Below are 16,679 nucleotides of genomic sequence, written 5' to 3' on the forward strand. Positions count from 1 at the left end.
CTCTCCTCAGGAACCGGCCTGGGCGGCGTTCAGAGTATCCTGCGCCACCGGCTCGGCCGCCGTGCCGTCGCTCAGCTTGAGCTGGCCCGAAGTCACCACCCGGTCGCCTTCCTGCAGACCGCTGACGATCTCGACGCGCCCGTCGTTGCGCTCACCCACGGTGACTGAGACGCGCTTGACCGTCATGCCCTTTTCACCCTGCTGGGCCAGAAACACGGTATCGCCGTACGCCGTATAGGTCAGCGCCGTTTCCGGCACCGTCAGCACCGCCACGCGCTGCTGCTGCGTGACGCGAATGCCCGCGTACATACCGGCTTTCAGCAATCCTTGACGGTTGGCCAACGTCGCCTGCACCTGCACGGTGCGGGATTTGCCGATCATCGGGTCGATAGCGGTAATGGCGGCGGGGAAAGCGCGCTCGGGATAGGCCCCGACCTGCACCGACACCGCCTGCCCCAACGCCAGCCCGGCGCTGCTTTGTTCGTCCAGCGAGAAGTTGACGCGCAGCGTATCGGCGTCCACCAGGTTCGCCACCGCCTCGGCGGCGTTGAGGTATTGCCCTTCATGCACGCGACGAATGCCGATGGTGCCTGAGAACGGCGCGCGGATCGCCTTTTGTGCGATTTTGGCCTGCGTTTCCTGCACCGCCCCGAACGCCATATCCCGTTCGGCCAGCGCATCGTCCAGCTGTTGTCGCGCGGTGGCGTTGAGGTTCATCAGCTTGCGCATGCGCGCCAACAGCAGATCGGCATTGCGCAATTGCGCCTGCAGGCGCACCAGCTCAGCCTGCTCGACCGCATCGTTGAGCTGCACCAGCAGTTGCCCCTGCCGCACCGTTTGGCCGGATTCGAACAGGATGCGCGTGATGCGGCCGCTGGTCTCTGCCGCCACTTCCACCTGGCTGGCCGCCTCCAGCTCGCCCACGCCGGCGTAACTGCGCGCCGCCTGTTCACGCAGTGCGGGCGCCAGCGCCACTTTCACCGGCGGATAGGCCGGCGCGCCTTCGCTTTGCCGCGCGGTGGATCGCATCGCGACCGCAGCGACGGCGAGCGCCGCCAGCAGCGCGGCAATAATGAGGTATCGTTTCATCATGTAACGGTTTCTTCCTGATTTTACAGCCAAAGCCATCCTTCCCCCGACGCAGCGCAGGCAGGTGACGAGAGATGCCGGTTGCCAAGCCCGGCTGGCTGCACTATAAAACCTCAGGTTAACTTGAGGTCAAGCTGAGGAACGTGGAATGGCAAGAAATGAACCGATTAACACCTATCGGCTATTGACCGTTGGAGAAGTGGCGAAGCGCAGCGGCGTGGCGGTATCCGCGTTGCACTTTTACGAAAGCAAGGGGCTGATTCAGGCAATGCGCAACGCCGGTAACCAGCGCCGCTACACGCCGGTGGTGTTGCGCTACATCGCGGTGATCAAGATCGCGCAAAGCGCGGGCATTCCACTGGAGGAGATCCGCGCCACGCTGGGCCGCTTTCCCAGCGGCAGCAAACTGACCTCAGAACAATGGGGGCTTTTGTCCTCCGCCTGGCGCAAAACGCTGGATGAACGTATTCAACGGCTAACGGTGCTGCGCGACCATCTCGACAGCTGCATCGGCTGCGGCTGCCTGTCGCTCGCCGACTGCCCGCTGCGCAACCCAAACGATATTTTGGGCCAACAGGGCGCCGGCGCGCATATTTTCGAACACCCGACGGAACACCGGTGAGCGAAACAGGTTGCGCACCGGTTCTCCCGGGCCTCTCAGGGATAGATGATGTTCAACGTGGCCGAGGTGTTGATTTCCCCCTGCGTCACGCCGTCGCGCTGATAAGGGTAATAATAAGCGCCCATGCCGATGATGAAGTGACTGTTCAGGCTGCCGCCGGCGGCGACATGAAACAGTGAGGTGGCGCTGCCGCGATCGACGTTGGAAGGCGACAATACCACCGGCGAGCTCGGCATGTCGCGCTTGACCAGGCGCAGCCCCACTCCTTGCGCGCCGCCCGCATTGGCATTGGTCAACACGCTGGCGTCGGAGGCCAGCAGGTTATTGCTGGACAGGAACATCTCAACGGCGCGATCGGCGATGCCTTCCTGCTGCATGTTCTGGCAGCTGATGTTCAGCGAGAACGGCGTGTAGCCGGGTTGATTGTTATTCAGCACCTGCGCCATGCCCATTTTGGGCAACCTGACCGTCAGGCCGGCGTTGTCGAAACGACAGGTGGTGGTTTTCGGCGCGTATTTGATGTTCATCGGCTGGCCGTACATGTCGCGATCGTCATAAGGCCAGTTGCCGGTAAGCAACCAGGTGAGCAATTTCCCCACTTGCTCCAACAGCCAGAACGGCAATTCCAGAATGCCGATGCCGGTCACATCGCTCACCAGTAAAACGTCATCGAGCATCAAGGTATCGCCAGGCACCACCCGCCCATCCTTGGGTTTTTGCACCAGCGAATAACGAATGGTCATCGGCGAGTTTAACTCTGACGCGGAGTGTTCCCCGCGCCCCCTCAACGTTCTGTCGCTTATCTTGTTGGTGATTTCCGCCCGGATCCACTGTTGACCGTTGTTAAAACCGAAAATCGCGGCCTGCGAATCTTTCGGCGAAAGCTTGATGGTGTAGGAAAAGTTGCTTTTGGACTTGCTGCAGTTAAATGTGCCGGTGTACTGGGTATTATATTGTGCCTCCCAGACCGGCATATTGGCGCTCAGCTTATCGGAGAGATCAACAAAAATCGGGGGCGCAAACTCCGCTCCTTTGCCATAGCAGGAAGCATGGCTATAGCCGCTGAACAGCCCGGACAGCAGCAGCAAAAAAATCAGCCTGATCATAGATTCGGTTATCCTGTATTAGCGGCAAACGCCGGGCGACGCATCCAGCGCCAGAGTCGGTTTGGCGATGCGGCAACTGCCGTCGCGCAATTGCACCGTCAACGCCGTTGGCGGCTGGTCAGCGCGCAGGTACAACACGCTGGCCTGGCCGACAAAACCTACCGACCGAGCGTTTTCATCCATCACTTCGGCGCCGAACGGCAGCGGTGCACCATCGGCGCGCAGCGCCCGCAGCTGGAATGGCCGGCGTTGGTCGGTCTCGAATTTCAGGTAGCTGACCGCGCCGTAATAAGGCACATGGTTGGCGACGTTGCCGCTGATTTCCGCCCCGCGGCTGTGGCCGGTATCCGATAGCGTGACCGAGTTTTGCCGGTACGGCGTGGCGTAAGGCACCAGCGCCAACCCCTGCGCATTGGTCACGATGCTTTCGTCGCCGTTGACCATCAGCCCTTCGGCCTGCGGCGCCTCGACCACCGTCATGGTGTTGCCGATCTCGTTCGACGCCAGCAGATGCCAGGGGATCGCCACCAGGCTGCCGCGCGCGCTGAGGCCGCTCTGACGATAATCATCGCCTTCGCTGTAGGAGACGCCCAGCGTCGAGGCGCGCGCGCGATAGGCCGCATTGACGCTGGCCATATTGTCGCCGCCGCTGCGATTGCTGCCGCTCAGCGAGTAGCTCAGGCGGTTGGATTCCAGCGCATTGCCGCTCAGGCTGACCGTGCTTTGCTGATAGTGAGAGTCCGTCGCAGACAGACCGGTGCTGAGGTAGGCGTTATTATCGAACACCGACAGCGGTAAGCTGAACGACAGGTAATAGCGCGTCTCTTCCTCACGCTGGCTGTTGCGCACCCGGCTGGCGGAAACGGAGTAGCTGACGCGCCCCAGATTGTTGGAGTACCCCAGTTGGTATTCGCGGCTTTTCGCATTGGCCGTCCAGTAATCACGCTGGGAGCCGGAGAAGAACAGCGTGCCCCACCCTTCGTTAAGACGCTGGTTCAGGTTGAGCGTAAAGGTATTTTTCGGCCGAGCCGAACGCAGCGCATCCCAGGTGTTCATATCCAGTTCGGACACGCCCTCCTCGTCGCGCCAGCGATCAACCTGACGCTCCAGCTGGCGATAGCCGTCATTGGAGTAAATGGCGTCGGTAAAGCTGTAGTAACCGCGGGTGGAGTAGCGATAGGCAGCCAGCGTGAAGTTGGTCGCGGTGACATCGAGAAATTTACTGTAGGCGATACGGAAGCTCTGCCCGCTTTCACGGCGGTTTTTCAGGCGAGTATCGGCATGCGTCAGGTCAATGGACACTGCCCCTATCGGCAGGTTCCAGCCGCTGCCGAGCAGCCAGGCCTGATAATCGTCGCTCAAAATGCTGCCGGCATAACCCGTTACCAGATTGTTGAAACCGTACTGCAGGGTGCCCTGTACAAAGCCGGGGTCGTAATCGGTATTGTTTTCGTTTACCTTGCCGGCCAGTACGCTGTATTGGCTGACACCCTGTTTCAACATGTTAGGTACGGCTGAAAACGGCACGCTGAACGACTGCTCGCGCCCGTCAGCCTCTTTGACCGTCACCCACAGATCGCCCGCCGAACCGGTCGGCTGAATGCTGTCGAGGGTAAAGGCGCCCGGCGGCACGTTTTCCTGGTAGATCACGTTGCCGTTCTGCACCACTTTCACCAGGGCGTTGGATTGCGCCACGCCACGCACGATCGGTGAAAAACCCTGCTGCGAGTTGGGCCGCATGCTGATATCCGACGCCAGCGCCACCCCGCGAATGCGTACCGAGTCGAACAGCTCCCCCGGCGAATAAAAATCACCGGCGGTCAGGTTGGATTTGATGTCGGCGAAGCCGCGCTGCAGATAACGCGTGTTGTTTTGCCAATGGCTCCCCCGCCCGCTGCCGTGGCGAAAGCTGCTGCTGTCGCGAAATTGCCAGCCGGCCAGATTGATCCCGGATTCCAGCCCGGTATAAAAATCGTCATTGTTGCTGCGATTGCCTTCGCCGCGCGCCTCGGCGTGGTAGTAGGTCGCGTTGTAGGCCAGCGTCAACGCGGAGATGCCACGATTCCAGAAAGCCGGATCCACGTATCCTGCTTCCGATCGGTTGATCCGCGCCTGCGGTACCGTCAACCGCAGGCTCAGCGCGCCGACGTCCATATCGAACCGCCCGCCCTGTACCAGCGAGGCGATCGACAGCGTCGTCTGGGGCGCCTGAGGTGTCGGCAATTGACTCAGATCGATGCCCAACCGCTGCGCATCCTGGTAGCCAATTTGAATATCGTCGCGTTGCGTGCCAAACAGCAGCGCGTAGCGCCCTTTCCAGTCATGATTGACATACACATCGATCTCCTGCCGGCCGGCAGGCATGTCATTGTTGAGGTAAAAACGCGAAAGATCGGAATCGCGCGATTCGCCGGCCAACAGCGAAGTATCGAACGTCACCGCCCAGGCCGTATCCGGCAACAAGAATGAAGAGGCGGTCAGCAGCGAGAGGACTTTTTTATTCAGCTTCATTGTTGTTCTTTCAGGTTAGTGTGCGGTGATGGCTTTAGACTTGTAAGCCCCCAGATCGTCGATATACATCAGGTCATAACGCGCGTTCTTACTGACCGATCGTTTGCTGGCAGCAAACTGGGTGGAAAACGGCGCAACCATCAGCGAATCAACCAGCAGATGCTTGTCCTCACCCTGGCCGATATTCGCTACCGTGATGAAATACGGGCTGTTGTTGATGACGTTGAATCCCTTGCCATTGGCTTGCAGCGTCAGTGTTTCCAACGCGTTTTCTACGCCGCGGGTTAAGGCCTGCGGGCGGTAGAACAGCTTGATGCGCGATTTGATCGCCAACTGCAGCGTATTGGTACCCTGCAGGTTTTCCGGCGTCGGCGGGATATCCAGCACGTTGAGATAGAACACCGATTCGCGATCCGCCGCCAACGCGGCGCCGATTTTCTGAATGCGCAGCTGCTGCCCGCTGTTGCCGTTCACTTTCACCACCGGTGGCGATAGCAAAAACGGTACGTTGGCGGTTTCCGGGGTGGAATTGATGTCGCCGTCGTCGATCCAGGCCTGAACCAGTGAGGGATCGGCACCGTTATTTAGCAGCTGGACAATCACATCCTTGTTGTTTGCCGGGTAGATCACCCGCGTACCGTTAACCACCACATTGGCCTGCGCGCCAACGGAACCGAGCAACAGCGCCGCTATCATCATATATTTTTTCATCGTTCCCCCGGGTGGCCAGGCCCATCAAGGGCCTGGCTTTCAGCGCGATTACAGGTAAGAAATGGTGTAAGTCACGTTGGAGCTCAGAGCGCCCACTTTTGCCGCTTCGGCGTTGGTTTTGTAGTAGTACGCGTCCAGCGTCAGGGTTTCTGAATCCGGCGCCGCTTTATCGCCCATGATGTCGGTGACATAAGGCACGTTCAGCTGGATCGGGGTGGAAGAACCGGTTTCAGCCAGAGAGAAGCCCACGTTCTTCGCGACGGAAGCGTCGTTCTCGTTGACCGAATTGTTCAGCAAATATTTGCCGTCGGTGGAGATGTTATCCGCGGAGGAGAAGTAGATTTTCAGCGGGGTGCCTGCAGTGCCGGCCGCCGGCGAACAGCCGGAGAAGGTCAGCGAGAAGGACTTCTTGTTCTTGGTGATTGGTCCAACGGTGTTACCCGCGTCGGTCACCGAGATCGGGCTCAGCGCAACGGTGAAATCCGCGCTTTTTCCGCCGTTAATCGTACAGGTGGTGTCGGTAATGGCGCCGGTAAAGTTAATGATGCCACCGGCGGAATTGTCTTCAGCAAAAGCCGTAGGGGCAGCGACCGCAGCCGCCATGATTGCAACAGAAAACATCTTCTTCATCATGAGATAAAACTCCATAACAGTTTGGTTTAAGAGAATAAATAAAAATCAGCCGCTGCCGGCGGGATAAAACAATCCCTCCCCGTAATACAGAGGCAAAAGGATGAACACATTCCTGTTTTTATAAAATCAAGCAATGACGTTATTAATCACCCGACAATAGAAACGATGAAAATAACGAATATCTAGGAAGCCTCCGAGAAACCGGATGATATTTCCAGTAAGTTGTGCACCCGATTCTTCAATCCCATTTTGCGTAATGCACTGCATTTCTGCGTACTGACCGTTTTTACGCTTTTATCAAGAATCTTGGAAACCTGAGTCACCGTATAGCCGAAGGAAAGCAAATGGAGTGTTTCCACTTCACTTTCCGTCAGACAACTTTTCGTATGGCGGCCCACTCCTCTCTCAACGCTTCCATTCAATGCAGGATGCTGCGAGATATTATCCATCAGAAAAGACAACTCTTTACTGATGCCGGGGACACTGCCTTTTTTATCGAGCACGACGATATCATGCGAGACAGAGCGAAATAACAGACGGCGCTTCTCTTCCGTCGTCAGAAAAATCTTTACACCATGAATAGCAGCCAATAACGCCACAGCCATACTGAAACGCAACATGCTTTTTACCGCATCATCGACGATCAGAATATCGTGGCAATTTCGCCCCATAGCCAAAGGCAGATCGTCATAGTAGGCAATAACGTGATCTTTATGAAAAATCCTTGGCATCAATATTCTTTTTATCGCCTCTCTGAAGAAAATGTTTTCAGATACGATACCGATACTGAGCATACTTCCTCCATCCATGGTCAAAGACAACGTCGATACCTTGCACTAAATACCTGTCTTTTTCTTGGAAAACTCACATTGCCGTTCGGGAGCAAACAATAAGCGATTGGCACATAAACAAGCGCCGTAAACACTAAGATAATTCTGCATCAAATCATTAACGGCAGGAACATTATTTTTATTAACCTAAACTTTAATTATTATAATCTATGAAAGCTAACTTTTTTAGAATTTAACACCAAAAATGACATAAAAAACGGCAACGAACTGCGTTTTCCGTTCGCCGACAAAATAAAAAAATGCCCTTAATTATTTATGTTTCCCGCCCAGAACCTTGACCTACCCGAAGTTTCACTAAATACTAGCCGTGAACTGGAAGCCTATATCATTATAAAAACCTGAACACATGAAATATATTATCGACCTCTGCGTCATCTATGACGCAAACGCGTGTCGTCTCCAACTCATTGATAATGATGAGTCATCGATACGGATATCCAACCCGGCTTCGCGCCTGCTAATTGAAATGCTGACTCATCCCAATATCCCATTGAAACGCGAGATGTTGATAAAAAAGGTATGGGAAGAGTATGGTTTTTCAGGCTCATCGATCAGTCTAAATGTGGCCGTCAGTGAAATAAGGAAAGCATTCAAACTTCTGGGCAGAGAAACCTCCCCAATAAAGACCCTGGCAAAAGTCGGTTTTTGTTTCACCGCTATGATTGAAATTTATCCGCCACCGCAGGTAACCGTCAGCGAAACGCCGCCTTCTTATGCTTCAGAGTCGCTTTCGTCCCTGGCTCCTGTTGCCGAACCACACAACGTGCCGCCGCAGAAAAAGGTAAAGGTTAGCGCTGTTGCCACTGTCTGCTGCGTATTTATTCCTCTATTGATCGCAGCGACGCTTTATCCTATCGAACCGGCTGATCAACCTCGGGAGAATTTAGTTGCGTTAGGAAAAAAAGAAAATTGCACCCTATATTCTCTGGATGCAGATAAACATATTGATGACGAACTGGAAAAACGCATGGTCAACCAGGCATTAGAAGGCAGCGGTGTGGATTGTCTAGCCAATAAGGCGGATATCTATTTTTCCTCCGAAAAACATACGTTGATTTATAACACCTTCCTCGGAGTGTGTTATCTCGGCTCGCAAGATCGATACACCCAGTGTGTTACCTACAAAATTCTCAATGGAAAATAAATGGCCGCATTGCGCAACCCAAAAACACTGATTATCGGATTTTTGGCAGTGATTCTCTTCATTGTCCTGCTTCGCGTTTTAACACCCGCCGCACCTGTACATATGAATTGCCAAGCCGATACGATCACAAAAAAACGATTAGCTTCAGGCGATGACCTGGAACTAAAAGTGACGGGCAGTTTATTCATCTATGACGAGCATCGCGCCATGATCGTTCAACGTGGGGACATTAGCGTGGGAGGAAAAACCTACAGCCTGGATAGGAAAATAAACTTTGATATAAAGAGGTTGGATCACGGATTTTACATGACCACCCACCGAGAAATCAGCAAAGCCCCCGACGATAACGCGCCGGATGAGTTGACCAAAGAAATCCCCATGATCTCTCTCGGCATTAAGAACGGCGTTTTTTCGATGCGTAAAGTTCGACAGGATGCGTACATCGTTCATGGCGTGCTTTTCCCGGTCACGTTATGCCGTTAACGTGAAAGCAGAATGCCATAAAGCGACAGCGAAGAAACACAAGGGGGCGTGCTCTTGGCAAACACGCCCCAGATAGCGGTTGGGGAGGCGGGAGGATTATTTTACCGACATATCCGTGCGGACGATGCCATGGTTTTTCATCACCTCTTCCATGGTGAGGTTCTCATCGTACGGCGTATCATCCACCACGACGTCTTGCGGGCGGACATAAGGTTTGGTCGCGCGTTTGAACATCCACCACCATACGAACACCAGAAAAGCGCCGGACTTCAAAAAGATCATCGTCCATAAGGCGACTTGATACCAGTTCATCTCTGTCTCCATAAGAGCATTAAGCGAAATTGATAAGGCGGCGTTGCTTGTCGCACCGGTAACGCCTGGCAACAGCAGGCATCCGAGCGGCCGACCTTGATGGGTGCATAATCTCACCGACGCATGGCCCTTATCAATAGCCGATCGCGTTTCCTGCAGAAGCGCCCCGGTTTATCCGCACGCAAAAGCAAAAAACCCCGTGCTCAGAGAGCACGGGGTCAGAATGTATGGCGGAGGAGCAGAGATTCGAACTCTGGAACGGTTTCCCGTCGACGGTTTTCAAGACCGTTGCCTTCAGCCACTCGGCCACCCCTCCGCAACGACGCGCACTATAAACAGACCTTATTCGCTTGTAAAGCCCAAACGCGTTCAACCGCGCGAAAAATCGCCGCAGGCAAAGCAAGCGGCGATCAAACGAACACCTTCCCCGTTGTTGCCATAATGATAACTAAGGGTAAAGATTGGTAAACAAACTTTAATCAAGCGCTTGCGCTGCCTATCATCGGGATTATTTTGTGATGGCCTGATAAGAGAGAGCATCATTATGGACCGCATTGTCGTCTCATCTTCTTCGCGCGACTCGCTGCTCAGCACGCATAAAGTCCTGCGCAACACCTATTTCCTGTTATCCCTGACCCTGGCTTTCTCAGCCCTGACCGCGACCGCCAGTACGATGTTGGGTCTGCCTGCGCCAGGCTTGCTGCTGATGCTGGTCGGTTTCTACGGCCTGATGTTCCTGACCCATAAACTGGCCAACAGCCCGGCGGGCATTCTGGCGGCTTTCGCGCTGACCGGTTTCATGGGATACGCCCTCGGCCCGATCCTCAGTTCGTTCCTGAACGCCGGTGCGGGCGATCTGATCATGCTGGCGCTGGGCGGCACCGCCGCGGTGTTCTTCTGCTGCTCGGCGTATGTGCTGACCACCCGTAAAGACATGTCGTTCCTGTCCGGCATGATGATGGCCGGTTTTGTGGTGCTGCTGGTGGCGGTGATCGCCAACCTGTTCCTGCAGATCCCTGCTCTGCACCTGGCTATCAGCGCGCTGTTCATCCTGTTCTCCGCCGGCGCGATCCTGTGGGAAACCAGCAACATCATTCACGGCGGCGAGACCAACTACATTCGCGCCACCGTTAGCCTGTACGTGTCGCTCTACAACATGTTCATCAGCCTGTTGAGCATTCTGGGCTTCGCCCGCAGCAACTGATCGCGCGTTACGCATGCCTTCCAGGCCCCGCTACGGCGGGGCTTTGTTTTTTGCGGCCGAAAAAATTTGCTAAACTGGCGGCCGTTCCGAATTATCCGTTATCGAGGCAGTATGTTGGAGTTTGAAGGTCAGGTTATCGACACTGACGCGCAGGGCTATCTGAAAAACAGCGCCGACTGGCATGAGGGCCTGGCGCCGCTGCTGGCCGCGCAGGAAGAGATCGTGCTCACCGAAGCACACTGGGAAGTGGTGCGCTTCGTGCGCGACTTCTATCAGGAATTCAATACTTCGCCGGCTATTCGCATGCTGGTCAAAGCCATGGCGCAGAAATACGGCGAAGAAAAAGGCAACAGCCGCTATCTGTATCGCCTGTTTCCGAAAGGGCCGGCCAAACAAGCCACCAAAATCGCCGGCTTGCCGAAACCGGTGAAATGCATCTGACCGCTCAGCACGCAGCGCCGCTGCAGGCGAGCATTCAGTAGCGAATGCCAAACCCGGCGTAATCGGCCACCCCCTGCGGCTCCACCAGCACGCGTTCGACGCGCGCGCTGCGCGGGCCGCCCTGTTTCAACCACTCCACCAGCTTATCCACCTGCGCCTGTGTGCCGCAGGCCACCACCTGAACGCTGCCGTCATCGAGATTGCGCGCATAGCCGGTCACCCCCAACGCCTCGGCCTGCCGCTGAGTGGAATAGCGGAACCCTACCCCCTGCACCACGCCATACACATACGCAGCAATGCAAACTTGTGACATAATCGCCCCCTGTTGTCTTGTCTAAAGAATAAGGATGTATTGAGTATAGAAACTCAATCAAAAGATAAAGAGACAGGGAGCCATAGGACAACAATTTGTCTAATGGAGGCTTACGTAAAAAGTAGACGGCCGAGTCCCCTCGGCCGGGACAGACGTTCTATTTTTCGGCGGGTAGCCAGTTGGCCCTTTCCCCGTAAAAGAAAGAGTCGATAAATCTGCTTTTGCCACGCAAGCGGATAAATATGATGACCAGGGCGAAAATAATGGCCGTTACGCTGAGATAAAAACCTGACGAATCCTTATCGACCATTGCTCCGACAAGCAAAATGGGTAACACATGCCAAAGATAAATAGGCAGAGATACCTGCCCCATTTTGACCACTAAGCCCTCAATTCTTAGCTTCAGGCGCTTACACAAACTCAGCATCAACAACAACAGCGCAGCATTAAATGCAAACCATGAGGCGGCATCCAGCAGTGCCCCGCTCGGTTCATAATACCCTAATATACCTACGGCCAACGCGATAGCGAACAATGCCAGCGGATTACCGTAAAAATTCTTATCCCCCACCAGGAAGCCTAATAAAAAGAAGGAGTAGTAATAATAGAAACGCTTATCACCAATGAATTTCAGCCAGGCATATTGGTTTTCCAGCGTGTCGGCGTAACAGTACCAGACAATAGACAATATGGCGGAAGTGAACAGAAAGAAACCGAGTAAGAAATTACTCTTGTAAATGACCATAGTATATAGCACAAATATGATCACTGCTGGGATATACCAAAGATGATAGTAGGGGTAGAGAAATAGACCGATGAGTTGCTTTAAGCCTACTTCTTCTGAGAAGTAAAGAGAATAAACACTGTAAACAACGAATGCCAACACATAAGGAATTATCATTCGCCACTGATACTTTTTCAGCACACTAATCACGCCGCCATCAAGAAAATAGCGCCGAACAAAGTAGCCCGTCACCCCTAGAAAAAGCGGCATATGGAAATAATATATTGCCCCACGCAAACCAACATCAGCACTGCCAGGCAATACATGTCCCACAATGACGAGCAAGATAAGCAACCCTTTCAAAAAATCAAACGATAAGCTTCTTTCTTTAGCCATTTAAGAAAAATCCTAACATCTAAATAATAAATATCAGGTGCTCAATAACAGATTAAGTTAAGATTTTTGTCAATGCGAAAAAACCTAAAAATCACAAAAAACTTACAAAGAACTTACAAACCGTCGCCCGGAGGATAGGCTTTCCTCCGTGAGGCAAACGACAGTCTGAAGTCAATTACTACGACAATAAAACGATAACAATCAATTAATTAAAAAAACCAATCCCCAACCCCCATTGAATGATAGGCTCTGCTTGCTCACAAGAAAGCGCACCGTCGACATGCCGTCGTTGTTACACTTACCGTCGGACAACCAAGCGGCAGCGCTATTCCTATTTCGAGTAAAGCCATCTGCTCCATTGACGATTATGTGAGAGGCGTCAATGATTTTTTTTCAAGTTATCGAGGGATGATGTAATATCAGAAAAATCAACCAACTTGCGAACGACTTTCGTTTTAAAACGATCATCATATTCAACCTGAGCATTTTTTACCTTTAATAACCTATCAATCATTCTGTCCGCTTGCTCGCCGTCGAATCCAAAATAACGGTTGCCGTAAAATCGCTCGCCGTTAATCAACACAGCACCTGAGTTTGGGTTCGCAGTGGGTGGAAATAAAATTTTATAATGCCCGGCCTGAACCGAAATCTTTAATACTCCATCACTTATAGTGTTTTCATCACCATGAAAAACCCACTCGTTAGCTAATACTGTGTTAGTCGTCATAAAAAAAATTAAAAACAAAAACATCCTCACTGGTGCACTCCCTTCAATTCATATCTTAAAAACAATCAGCAACACTCTTAATTAAAATAAAACATTACTATTCAGCCTTATTTCCTATAAAGCATAATGCCTCAGACGAATATCGGCGCCTACAGGTAACGAGGCGCCTTCACACGCTGATCGACGTGCGTTCATCTCTACCTCGCTATAATACACCTATTTAAGCTGTCATTTCTTCAGTTTGAAGGCTGCACTTTCTCTCTCTACGGTGTGACGTCAGCAGAGATAACGCGATACAATGCGAGCCAACGCGGTAGTGAACACCGTAAGATTCAGCTATGATGACGAACTTATTTTGGCAATTCTTCAAAACCGCCAATTAACCCATTGAATAAAAAGTAGTTTAACCATGCGCTTACATCTCGCCAAAGGACGTGAAAAGTCCTTACTCCGTCGCCACCCTTGGGTGTTCTCCGGCGCCGTTCAACGCGTTGAGGGTAAAGCCCTCTCCGGTGAAACCATCGATATCCTCGACAGCCAGGGCAAGTGGCTGGCGCGCGGCGCCTATTCGCCCGAGTCGCAGATCCGCGCACGCGTCTGGACTTTCCAACAGGATGAAGAGATTAACATCGATTTCTTCATTCGCCGCCTGCAGCAAGCGCAAAGCTGGCGTGATTGGGTCGCGCAGCGTGACGGTCTGGACGGATACCGCCTGATCGCCGGCGAGTCCGACGGCCTGCCGGGCATCACTATCGATCGCTTCCAGAATTACCTGGTGCTGCAGCTGCTGTCCGCCGGTGCCGAATACCAGCGCCCGGCCCTGCTTTCCGCCCTGCAGCATTGCTACCCGGAATGTTCGATTTACGATCGCTCCGACGTTGCGGTGCGTAAAAAAGAAGGCCTGCCGCTGGCGCAGGGCCCGGTGCTGGGCGATCTGCCGCCGGAACTGCTGCCTATTACCGAGCACGGCATGAAGCTGCTGGTGGACATTCAGCAAGGGCACAAGACCGGTTTCTACCTCGACCAGCGCGACAGTCGCCTGGCGGCGCGGAACTACTCTGCCGGCCGCCGGGTGCTGAACTGCTTCTCCTACACCGGCGCCTTCGCCGTTTCCGCTCTGATGGGCGGCTGCGAGCAAGTGATCAGCGTGGATACCTCACAGGCGGCGCTGGACATCGCAAAACAGAATGTCGAGCTCAACAAGCTGGACCTGAGCAAGGCGGAGTTCGTTCGCGATGACGTGTTCCAACTGCTGCGCAACTACCGCGCTCAAGGCGAAAAATTCGATCTGATCATCATGGATCCGCCTAAGTTCGTCGAGAACAAGAATCAGTTGGCCAGCGCCTGCCGCGGCTACAAAGACATCAACATGCTGGCGCTGCAGTTGCTGAATCCAGGCGGCATTCTGCTCAGCTTCTCCTGCTCCGGCCTGATGCCGACCGACCTGTTCCAGAAAATTTTGGCCGATGCCGCTGTAGATGCCGGACGTGATGTACAATTTATAGAGCAGTTCCGCCAGGCTGCCGATCACCCGGTGATCGCCACGTATCCTGAGGGGCTGTATCTGAAAGGCTTCGCTTGTCGGGTGATGTAACTTGAAATGCGCTGCCTTGCCCCCATATATGAGCAAGGCATTGTTTCTCAGGAGGTCATCATGATTGCCAGCAAATTCGGTATCGGACAACAGGTTAGGCATAAACTGCTGGGGTATTTGGGCGTCGTGATCGATATCGACCCGGAATACTCTTTAGAACAACCCAAAGCTGACGAGATAGCGGCGAACGACGAACTGCGTTCCGCCCCTTGGTACCACGTGGTGATGGAAGACGAGGAAGGCCAACCGGTGCACACCTATCTGGCGGAAGCGCAGCTGGATGGCGAGCCCCAGGAAGCGCACCCCGAGCAACCATCGCTGGATGAACTGGCGGAATCCATCCGTCACCAGTTACAGGCGCCACGTTTGCGCAATTGACCGCGCCAAGACCTGAGAAACCCCGAGAGGGCCCGGCATCGCGCCAGGCCCTTTTTTATTTAGCGCTCCAGCCCTAAACGCGGTATTTCTATTTTCGGGCAGCGATCCATCACCACGCGCAGCCCAGCCTGTTGCGCCAGCGCCGCCGCCTGATCGTTAATCACCCCTATCTGCAGCCACAGCGCCCTGGCGCCGATCGCTATCGCCTCTTGCGCCACGCCGTAAGCCGCCTCTGAATTGCGAAACACGTCAACCATATCCACCGGCTGTGGGATAGCGGCCAGCGTAGGGTAAACCGGCTGCCCCAGCAGCGTCTGCCCCTCCAGTTTTGGGCTGACCGGTATCACCTGATACCCTTGTGCCAACAGATACGCCATCACCCCATAGCTGGGCCGCGACGGGTTATCGCTGGCGCCGACCAGCGCGATAGTTTTCACTTGCTGCAACAGCTCAACAATCTCTTGATCTTGCATCTTCAACTCCCGTTTATCATTGCGTCACTTTCCATTTCGAGTGTAACCGATCGGCATTCGCTCGGTTAAACGCAACGCGAGGGAAACTTCACCGCAATCTTATGGTCAGAGGCTGTCGCGGTTCAGCTGCGCACGGTCGTGTCTAATCGCGATAAAATATGTAAAAATGTAAACAAAATGCCCGATTGAAAAATTTTGACACAACCTATGCCGTGTTCAACACTTAGAGCTACGTCACTTTATAAGGAGATAATGATGAAATTTGGTCTGGTGGTTGCGGCGTTGCTCAGCATCAGTATGCCTGCCGCGGCTACGACCCTGAAACTCTCCCCGGACATCGACCTGCTGGTGGTCGACGGCAAGAAAATGACAGGTTCGTTGTTAAAAGGTGCCGACAGCCTTGAACTGGACGGCGGGCAGCACCAGTTGCTGTTTAAAGTGACCAAAACCGTTCGCTCCGGCCAGCATACACAGGCCTATACGTCCCTGCCGCTGGTTGCCACCTTCAATACGCAAAAGATCAGCCAAGTGGCGATCGAACTGCCGCGCATCGAGAACGATCGTGATGCGCAACGCTTTGACAGAACGTTAAATTATCTGGTGGTCGATAAAGACGGCAACGCCTTGCCATTCCGGCATGATGCGCTGCATCCCGACAGCGTCACCTTCAATACCGATTTGGAAAAGGTGATGACCGATTACAACCGCCAGAACCGCCCGGCCTCCGTTCCGGCCTTTGTGCAGGCGAACGCAGGCAATCCCTCAACCCTCGCGTTGGCCGGCGCGCCGCTGAATGCCCCGACGGTGACGTTGAAAGGTGAGAACGTGTCGGAACAGATGTTGCAATACTGGTTCCAACAGGCCGACAAGGAAACACAGAAGCGCTTTCTGCGCTGGGCCAATAAACAACCGATTCGCTGATCCCTCCCGGCGTCTTTCCCCGCAAAGGCGCCTTTTCTTCGCATTT

Annotated in this window: 20 protein-coding genes and 1 tRNA gene; 8 read left to right on the plus strand and 13 right to left on the minus strand. The window is 53.9% G+C overall.

Translation table 11 applies throughout. From position 1 onward, the window contains the following. Positions 1 to 6: 6 nt before the first annotated feature. Positions 7 to 1,092: an efflux RND transporter periplasmic adaptor subunit gene (locus tag ACMGGK_RS14675; protein WP_049300491.1), complete on the minus strand. Its 1,086-nt coding sequence runs from the start codon at positions 1,090 to 1,092 to the stop codon at positions 7 to 9. A 145-nt stretch (positions 1,093 to 1,237) separates the two neighbouring features. On the opposite strand from ACMGGK_RS14675, the gene soxR reads away from it, so the two are divergent. Beyond that, positions 1,238 to 1,711: a redox-sensitive transcriptional activator SoxR gene (soxR, locus tag ACMGGK_RS14680; protein ID WP_049300492.1), complete on the plus strand. Its 474-nt coding sequence runs from the start codon at positions 1,238 to 1,240 to the stop codon at positions 1,709 to 1,711. A 35-nt stretch (positions 1,712 to 1,746) separates the two neighbouring features. On the opposite strand, the gene ACMGGK_RS14685 is transcribed toward soxR, so the two are convergent. From ACMGGK_RS14685 to ACMGGK_RS14705, 5 genes are all read right to left on the minus strand, one after another. Further along, positions 1,747 to 2,817, minus strand: coding sequence for a fimbrial protein (locus ACMGGK_RS14685; protein WP_048795979.1), 1,071 nt, complete (start codon positions 2,815 to 2,817; stop codon positions 1,747 to 1,749). An 18-nt stretch (positions 2,818 to 2,835) separates the two neighbouring features. Next, positions 2,836 to 5,328 (minus strand): fimbria/pilus outer membrane usher protein, encoded by a 2,493-nt coding sequence (locus ACMGGK_RS14690; RefSeq protein ID WP_420276990.1) that lies wholly within the window; start codon positions 5,326 to 5,328, stop codon positions 2,836 to 2,838. Between the two features lie 15 nt (positions 5,329 to 5,343). Next, positions 5,344 to 6,039: a molecular chaperone gene (locus tag ACMGGK_RS14695; RefSeq protein ID WP_033640787.1), complete on the minus strand. Its 696-nt coding sequence runs from the start codon at positions 6,037 to 6,039 to the stop codon at positions 5,344 to 5,346. 48 nt (positions 6,040 to 6,087) lie between these two features. After that, the gene (locus ACMGGK_RS14700) at positions 6,088 to 6,672 is read right to left on the minus strand and encodes a fimbrial protein (protein WP_080286924.1); all 585 of its coding nucleotides are present in this window, start codon (positions 6,670 to 6,672) and stop codon (positions 6,088 to 6,090) included. A 182-nt stretch (positions 6,673 to 6,854) separates the two neighbouring features. Then, on the minus strand, positions 6,855 to 7,466 hold the full coding sequence (locus ACMGGK_RS14705; RefSeq protein WP_164053773.1) for a response regulator transcription factor: 612 nt from the start codon (positions 7,464 to 7,466) through the stop codon (positions 6,855 to 6,857). Positions 7,467 to 7,869: 403 nt separating this feature from the next. On the opposite strand from ACMGGK_RS14705, the gene ACMGGK_RS14710 reads away from it, so the two are divergent. Further along, positions 7,870 to 8,667, plus strand: a complete 798-nt coding sequence (locus tag ACMGGK_RS14710) for a winged helix-turn-helix domain-containing protein (RefSeq protein ID WP_049300495.1) — start codon at positions 7,870 to 7,872, stop codon at positions 8,665 to 8,667. Continuing rightward, positions 8,668 to 9,150, plus strand: a complete 483-nt coding sequence (locus ACMGGK_RS14715) for a hypothetical protein (protein ID WP_033640789.1) — start codon at positions 8,668 to 8,670, stop codon at positions 9,148 to 9,150. 96 nt (positions 9,151 to 9,246) lie between these two features. On the opposite strand, the gene ACMGGK_RS14720 is transcribed toward ACMGGK_RS14715, so the two are convergent. From ACMGGK_RS14720 to ACMGGK_RS14730, 3 genes are all read right to left on the minus strand, one after another. Continuing rightward, positions 9,247 to 9,462, minus strand: coding sequence for a hypothetical protein (locus tag ACMGGK_RS14720; protein WP_016928277.1), 216 nt, complete (start codon positions 9,460 to 9,462; stop codon positions 9,247 to 9,249). A gap of 228 nt (positions 9,463 to 9,690) precedes the next feature. After that, a tRNA-Ser gene (locus tag ACMGGK_RS14725) sits at positions 9,691 to 9,778 on the minus strand. A 53-nt stretch (positions 9,779 to 9,831) separates the two neighbouring features. Further along, positions 9,832 to 10,005, minus strand: coding sequence for a hypothetical protein (locus ACMGGK_RS14730; RefSeq protein ID WP_154213934.1), 174 nt, complete (start codon positions 10,003 to 10,005; stop codon positions 9,832 to 9,834). A 1-nt stretch (position 10,006) separates the two neighbouring features. On the opposite strand from ACMGGK_RS14730, the gene yccA reads away from it, so the two are divergent. Together yccA and tusE are read left to right on the plus strand one after the other, a co-directional pair. Further along, positions 10,007 to 10,666, plus strand: a complete 660-nt coding sequence (gene yccA / locus ACMGGK_RS14735; RefSeq protein ID WP_004928091.1) for an FtsH protease modulator YccA — start codon at positions 10,007 to 10,009, stop codon at positions 10,664 to 10,666. Between the two features lie 111 nt (positions 10,667 to 10,777). After that, positions 10,778 to 11,107, plus strand: a complete 330-nt coding sequence (gene tusE, locus ACMGGK_RS14740; protein WP_004928095.1) for a sulfurtransferase TusE — start codon at positions 10,778 to 10,780, stop codon at positions 11,105 to 11,107. Positions 11,108 to 11,141: 34 nt separating this feature from the next. Here tusE and yccX read toward each other — a convergent pair whose 3' ends face one another. The 3 genes from yccX to ACMGGK_RS14755 all read right to left on the minus strand — a co-directional run bounded on the left by yccX (position 11,142) and on the right by ACMGGK_RS14755 (position 13,297). After that, the gene (gene yccX / locus ACMGGK_RS14745) at positions 11,142 to 11,420 is read right to left on the minus strand and encodes an acylphosphatase (protein ID WP_049300496.1); all 279 of its coding nucleotides are present in this window, start codon (positions 11,418 to 11,420) and stop codon (positions 11,142 to 11,144) included. A gap of 157 nt (positions 11,421 to 11,577) precedes the next feature. Continuing rightward, positions 11,578 to 12,540: an acyltransferase family protein gene (locus ACMGGK_RS14750; protein WP_016928279.1), complete on the minus strand. Its 963-nt coding sequence runs from the start codon at positions 12,538 to 12,540 to the stop codon at positions 11,578 to 11,580. Positions 12,541 to 12,919: 379 nt separating this feature from the next. Continuing rightward, positions 12,920 to 13,297 (minus strand): hypothetical protein, encoded by a 378-nt coding sequence (locus ACMGGK_RS14755; RefSeq protein WP_151254377.1) that lies wholly within the window; start codon positions 13,295 to 13,297, stop codon positions 12,920 to 12,922. Positions 13,298 to 13,676: 379 nt separating this feature from the next. On the opposite strand from ACMGGK_RS14755, the gene rlmI reads away from it, so the two are divergent. Beyond that, entirely contained in the window at positions 13,677 to 14,861 is a 1,185-nt protein-coding gene (gene rlmI / locus ACMGGK_RS14760) for a 23S rRNA (cytosine(1962)-C(5))-methyltransferase RlmI (protein ID WP_049300498.1), read from the plus strand. A gap of 60 nt (positions 14,862 to 14,921) precedes the next feature. Continuing rightward, positions 14,922 to 15,239: a heat shock protein HspQ gene (gene hspQ, locus ACMGGK_RS14765; protein ID WP_004928104.1), complete on the plus strand. Its 318-nt coding sequence runs from the start codon at positions 14,922 to 14,924 to the stop codon at positions 15,237 to 15,239. A 59-nt stretch (positions 15,240 to 15,298) separates the two neighbouring features. Here the strand turns inward: hspQ and ACMGGK_RS14770 are convergent, their stop codons facing one another. Next, positions 15,299 to 15,712 carry a CoA-binding protein gene (locus tag ACMGGK_RS14770; RefSeq protein ID WP_151254376.1) on the minus strand — a complete coding sequence of 138 codons (414 nt, stop codon included), beginning with the start codon at positions 15,710 to 15,712 and terminating at the stop codon, positions 15,299 to 15,301. Positions 15,713 to 15,967: 255 nt separating this feature from the next. On the opposite strand from ACMGGK_RS14770, the gene ACMGGK_RS14775 reads away from it, so the two are divergent. Next, positions 15,968 to 16,633 (plus strand): DUF2057 family protein, encoded by a 666-nt coding sequence (locus ACMGGK_RS14775; RefSeq protein ID WP_016928283.1) that lies wholly within the window; start codon positions 15,968 to 15,970, stop codon positions 16,631 to 16,633. Positions 16,634 to 16,679: the final 46 nt, after the last annotated feature.

This window comes from Serratia sp. BNK-33-b, assembly GCF_048684565.1.
GTDB lineage: Bacteria > Pseudomonadota > Gammaproteobacteria > Enterobacterales > Enterobacteriaceae > Serratia > Serratia marcescens.